Annotated in this window: 5 protein-coding genes; 4 read left to right on the plus strand and 1 reads right to left on the minus strand. The window is 64.4% G+C overall.

The window, feature by feature from the left end; all coding sequences use genetic code 11:
* Nucleotides 1–353 precede the first annotated feature (353 nt).
* The 4 genes from GWP04_11875 (at nt 354) to trkD (ending at nt 5,434) form a co-directional block, all read left to right on the plus strand.
* Nucleotides 354–971: a hypothetical protein gene (locus GWP04_11875; protein NIA26252.1), complete on the plus strand. Its 618-nt coding sequence runs from the start codon at nt 354–356 to the stop codon at nt 969–971.
* A gap of 5 nt (nt 972–976) precedes the next feature.
* Entirely contained in the window at nt 977–2,539 is a 1,563-nt protein-coding gene (locus tag GWP04_11880; GenBank protein ID NIA26253.1) for a gamma-glutamyltranspeptidase, read from the plus strand.
* Between the two features lie 168 nt (nt 2,540–2,707).
* Nucleotides 2,708–3,361 carry a histidine phosphatase family protein gene (locus GWP04_11885; protein ID NIA26254.1) on the plus strand — a complete coding sequence of 218 codons (654 nt, stop codon included), beginning with the start codon at nt 2,708–2,710 and terminating at the stop codon, nt 3,359–3,361.
* 225 nt (nt 3,362–3,586) lie between these two features.
* Nucleotides 3,587–5,434 (plus strand): potassium transporter Kup, encoded by a 1,848-nt coding sequence (trkD, locus tag GWP04_11890; GenBank protein NIA26255.1) that lies wholly within the window; start codon nt 3,587–3,589, stop codon nt 5,432–5,434.
* Between the two features lie 106 nt (nt 5,435–5,540).
* On the opposite strand, the gene GWP04_11895 is transcribed toward trkD, so the two are convergent.
* On the minus strand, nt 5,541–5,949 hold a 409-nt coding region (locus GWP04_11895), incomplete at its 5' end, for an LLM class flavin-dependent oxidoreductase (GenBank protein ID NIA26256.1).

The raw sequence follows: 5,949 nt of genomic DNA on the forward strand, positions 1-5,949 counted from the left end.
ACGATCAACGCCGCAAGGCTGCTGGCAATAGCGATCAACTTGACGATCTTGCCCTTCAAACTGAGTCCTCCAATTAGCTTTGGAATCACCAGCCTCTCGGCCGGCGAATGATCCGCTTCGCTTGGTAACTCAGGGGTGAATCGTGCAAGCCCGGGCGCCACATATCCCCGGTTTACCCGGGAACCTCAGTTGTCATGTGCTGAGGCGTCCCTCTTCCAGCCTCACCGGTCGGCAGCGCACCAACCCGCCACACAACGTGGCGACTGTGGATAACTTAGCAGTCAGGACCCCTGTTACTCAAGGGTATGGGCCAAAATCGCCCTCCTGCACGCCGGGGGGGCTACCCTTGCACCGTGAAGTATCAGGAACTCGAAGAAGCACTCTGCCTCCTCCCCACCGTCGATGCCGTCCGCATCGTCGGGGACAACGGAAGAGTGGCTGAAGTCCATGTTTTGGCCGCACCGGCGAAACCGCCGAAACAAGTCGTCCGCGACGTGCAGTCGCTTGCCATGGCGTCGTTCGGTATCAATATCGACCGCCGCGCCGTATCGGTCGTTCAGATCGAGCGGAGCGACCGCAGCCCCGGCGAACGTCCGGCGGTGCTCGACATCAAGGAAGTCCCCCAGGGCACGAGGATCACCGCGTCGGTCACCCTCGGATGGCAGGGCGAAGTGTTCGTCGGGGAAGCGGACGGGCCGGCGGCCTCCGCGACTCGCCTACGCCTCGTCGGCGACGCAACATTGCGCTCCCTGGAACAGGCGATCGGCGGTGATATCGGCCTTGCCCTCGCCGCGCTCGAAATCGCAACCGTTGGGAACCGGCCGGTCGCCATCGCTCAAGTCGTCGTGGTTTCCGGCGGCGAGGAACGCGCCATGGTCGGCTCGGCTCTCGCCGGTCAAGATCTACCACAAGCTGCAGTGCGGGCAGTTCTGGACGCCTTGAACCGATACGTGCCACAGCTTCGCCGCTGAACCGAATGGCCGCGTCTTCGGGGTTCGGGGATGTGGCCGTCACGCCACACGACCTCGCCACGCATGCGGCGATGGAAATCTACGCTCTTGGCGGAAATGCAGTCGACGCGTCCGTGGCGGCCAACGCCGTTCAAGGCGTCGTGGCGCCCGAGACCTGCGGGATTGGCGGCGACCTGTTTGCCCTCGTCCATCGGCCCGGCGGCGCTGCCCCGGCGGCCCTCAACGCCTCAGGACGCGCAGGGTCCGGTGTCGACGCTGCAGCGTTGCGGCGTTCCGGCCTCGCCTCCATTCCCTTCGACCACCCCGCATCCGTGACCGTTCCGGGATGCGTGGACGGCTGGGTTGCTCTCCTCACACGCTTCGGATCGATGCCGCTCCCCGAGGTGCTCTCTCCCGCAATCCGGTATGCAGAAGACGGCTTCACGACATCGGAGGACCTCGCAAGCGCCCTGACCAGACGCAGAGCGCAACTCGAGCCTGTGGCTCCCGAACTGTTCGCCACAGATCCGCCGAAGCCGGGTGCCCGCTTGACTCGCCCGGATCTGGCACGAACGCTTCGACTGGTCGCCGACGGCGGAAGGGAGGCCTTCTATCAGGGCACCCCCGGCAAGGCCATCAGCGACGCACTGGACGGTCGGATCACCGCAGACGATCTCGCCGTGAGACAGGCGGAGTGGGTCGACCCGATCTCTGCCGAAATCTTTGGACGAACCGGGTGGACGATCCCTCCGAACTCGCAGGGCTACCTCACACTCGCATCGGCCTGGATCTTCTCTGAGTTGGAGCCGCCGAGACGCCTGCTCGACGGCGAGTACCTTCACCTCCAGATCGAGGCATACCGCTCGGTCGCATGGGAACGCGACGATCTGGTCGCCGACCCGGAACGGATCCCTCTCGCCCCGGACCGCCTCGTGGCCCCGGACCGTCTTCGAGAGCGCGTCCGTGCCATCGACCGATTCCGGGCAGGCATATGGCCACAACCCGGACCTGTGCCTGGTGGAACCGCGTACCTGAGCTTCGTCGACCGCAATGACATGGCCGTCTCGCTCATCCAGTCCAACTTCATGGGGATCGGATCGGGCATCGCGGCGTCGGGAGCGGGTTTCTTCCTCCACGACCGCGGCGCCGGTTTCAATCTGATTCCCGGACACCCCAACGAACTCACCCCGGGCAGTCGGCCGCTGCACACGCTCTCTCCCACGCTTTGGACCCGGAACGGTCGACTCGACGCGGTGCTCGGCACCCGGGGAGGGCACTACCAGCCTCAACTCCTCCTCCAGATGGCGACCGCCCTCTTCCACACACAGACAGATGTCGAACAGGCGCAAGAGAACCCCCGCTGGGTACTCGACGATCCGGGCCCGGGGACCTCGTCCTCGATCGATATCGAGGGTCGGATGCCGGATGCCCTGATCGGCGAACTGGAACGGCGTGGACATAGGATCGAGCGAGCGGCGGACTACGAACGCGGCTGGGGACCGGTGTCGGTCATCCAGGTCGCAGAAGACGGCCTGCGGACTGCAGCGGCAGACCCCCGAGTTGCCACGGCGCGGGCCGCGGTACGGTAGTGTCCCGATTCGTACGTTCGTGCTGATTTCGCCGAGCCATTCGGCGTTATCTGGCCAGGACGCAGGACGAGGGCGCACCCGCAGCGGTGCGTCGAGGACGAGGACGCAGCCGGGAGCGTCGAGGACCGGTGAAATTCTGTACATGACTTGCGCATCGGGACACTGACCGTGGCCACTTTCCTCATCGTCCGGCATGGAGAAGCGGAAGGCAATCGCGATCATCGCTTCATCGGCCAGTCAGACGTCCAGCTCTCGCCTGTCGGACGACGCCAGGCCGAGGCCGTGTCGGCAAGGCTCGCACAGATGCCCGTTGAGAGGATCGTCTCCAGCGATCTGCGTCGAGCCGTCGACACGGTGCTGCCCGCAGCGACCGAACTCGGTCTGACGATCGACCAGGACCCACGGTTCCGGGAGATTGACAATGGAGATTGGAGAGGACTTCTCGCCGACGAGATAGCCGAACGATGGCCGGCGCTGTGGACTCGCTACACGAGTGGCGAGGACGTGACCCGGCCGAATGGTGAGACCTGGGCCGACGTACGCCGTAGGGTCATCGGCGCACTGCGAGAGATCGCTACCGAGAGTCCGGCACACAGTCTCGTGATGCTCTCGGCTCACGGAGGCCCCGCTCTGGCGCTGGCATCGTGGGCATGCGGCCTCCATCCGAAAGGCAATCTCTATCAAGTTCCTTTGGTGATGCCGTGGAACGCTTCGATCACCGTCATCCGGGCACCGAACCCGCGCCTCATCTCGTTCAACGACGTCGGCCACCTCCCGCTCGAGCTGCAGCGTTCGGCAGATCTGGGGTTCCTGAGAGCCTGAGGCTCGCTGCGCTCGCCGTACTTGGTGTTTCGTACCTTCTTGTACCGGGACTCATCAGGGAATCGTGCAGGGGCCCCTTCACGACACCGCAGGGCGATCGTGGCGGTGCCGGCCGGCGGCTGGAAGCTCAATGCCATCGGCTGCAGTTAGCATCCGCAACCGACGAGCGGGAAGACCATGTCCACAAATCAGCACGACGAGCCGCAGACTCCCCGCTATGTGGCGATGTTGTCGCTCGCGGCGCTCGGAGTCGTCTACGGCGACATTGGGACCAGCCCCCTCTACGCGATGCGTGAGTCCTTCCTGGCGCATGAGGGGATCTTGGTGGCCGAGGAGAACATCCTTGGTGTTCTCTCGCTGATCTTCTGGTCGCTGATGATCGTGATCTCTCTCAAGTACCTCGCGTTCGTCATGCGCGCCGAGAACAACGGTGAGGGCGGCATCCTCGCCCTCACCGCACTGATCGTTCCCAGGCGTCAGCGGCATCTGCGCCACAGGCGGCGGGTGCTGATCCTCATCGGGCTGTTCGGCACCGCTCTGCTCTACGGAGACGGCATGATCACGCCGGCCATCTCCGTGCTCAGCGCCGTTGAGGGACTCGGAGTGGCAACCCCGCTCCTCGAACCGTACGTCATCCCGATCGCCATCGGCATCCTCATCGCGCTGTTCATGATCCAGCGCCACGGGACTGGAGCGGTCGGCTCGGTCTTCGGGCCGGTCATGATCATCTGGTTCTCCACGCTCGCTCTCCTCGGCATCGTGCACATCGTCCAGAATCCCAGCGTGCTCGCCGCGCTCAGTCCGGTGCACGCCGTCAGGTTCTTCCTCAACAACAAGCTGCACGGGTTCCTCGCCCTCGGGTCGATCTTTCTCGTCGTCACGGGAAGCGAAGCGCTGTACGCAGATATGGGGCATTTCGGAAAACGGCCGATCCAGCTCGCATGGTTCGGACTCGTCCTCCCCTCGCTGGTACTCAACTACTTCGGCCAAGGTGCGCTGCTCATCGCAAATCCCGCGGCGATCGACAGCCCCTTCTACCGCATGGCGCCTACGTGGGCACTGTGGCCGCTCCTGGTCCTTGCCACGGCTGCAACGATCATCGCCTCACAGGCACTGATCTCGGGCGTGTTCTCGCTGACGATGCAGGCAGTCCAGCTCGGCTATCTCTCGCGGGTCCGCATCCTGCACACCTCGGAGAAGGAAGCCGGGCAGATCTACATCCCCGCCATCAACTGGACCCTGATGGTCGCCTGCGTCGGCCTCGTGCTCGGGTTTCGATCGTCGAGCGGGCTCGCCGCCGCCTACGGCGTCGCTGTCGCCACCACCATGGTCATCACGACCATGCTCTTCTTCGTCGTGACCAGGGAGCGCTGGAAATGGTCGAAGCCGGTGGCCGTGTCCATCTCTGCCGCCTTTCTGATGATCGATCTCTCCTACTTCGGCGCCAACCTCTTCAAAGTCCCGGACGGCGGCTGGTTCCCGCTCGTGACCGGAGTCGTCATCTTCGCGATCATGACGACGTGGAAGCGGGGCAGGGAGATCCTGGCGGCCCGCCTCCGTCACGGAGAACTGCCGATCGAGCGTTTCATCGCTTCGATCGCGAAGCAGCCGCCCACCCGGGTTCCCGGCACCGCCGTCTACCTCTCCTCGAGGCCCGGAGCCACCCCACCGGCGTTGCTGGTCAACTTCCGACACAATGAAGTACTCCACGAGATGGTCGTGATCCTGTCCATCACGACGAGCGACGTGCCTCGCGTCACGCCCGCCCGCCGAGCGAAAGTGTGGGATCTGGGTGATGGCTTCTTCCAGGTGATGCTCTCGTACGGGTTCATGGAAGAACCGAATGTGCCAGAAGATCTCGCCAACATCGTGCACCCTGGGTTCGGCATCCGACCTGAGCACACCACCTATGTGCTCGGCCGCGAAACCATCCTGGCGACCGACCGTGAGGGGATGGCCATGTGGCGAGAGCGGCTCTTCGCCCTCATGTCACGTAATGCCACGAGCGCCGCCCGGTTCTTCCATCTGCCCGCCGACCAGTGCCTCGAGATCGGGATGCAGGTCGAGATTTGAGGCAGGCTCGTCGGTGCCTCGACACACATCTCGATGCTCCCTCCTCGGCCACCCCTCGACGCGCCGGAGTACGAGATACGGCCAGGTGAACCCTGACTCGAGGACGCTATGAGCGGATCCCGGCGATCACGAGTCGCCACTCGGTGTCGGTCATGGTCACGGATGGATAGATGCCGATGCGGTCGAGCCTCCCCCCATACCGCTCACGAAGGCGAACCCCGAGTTCCGGCACCGGGGCGACCACGGCCACCTCGTTGAGCATCGCATCGCTCACGAGATTCCCCATCGCATCCCACTGCCCACGACGGCTCATCGCGGAGAGGACAGGGCCGACATCCCAACCGTGGAACTCGAGCACCCTCCGATAGGCGGGCGTCGATGCGTAGAAGGCGATCTGTGCCTTCGCCTTCTTCACCGCCTCGGCTACCTCCGCCGCATTTCGTCCTGTTGCAGCCAGGACACTGGCACTTACCGCCACAGCGCCCGGATCCCGCGCCGCGGCCTTCCACCCTTCA

Source organism: Gammaproteobacteria bacterium, from assembly GCA_011682695.1.
GTDB lineage: Bacteria > Actinomycetota > Acidimicrobiia > Spongiisociales > UBA4744 > BMS3Bbin01.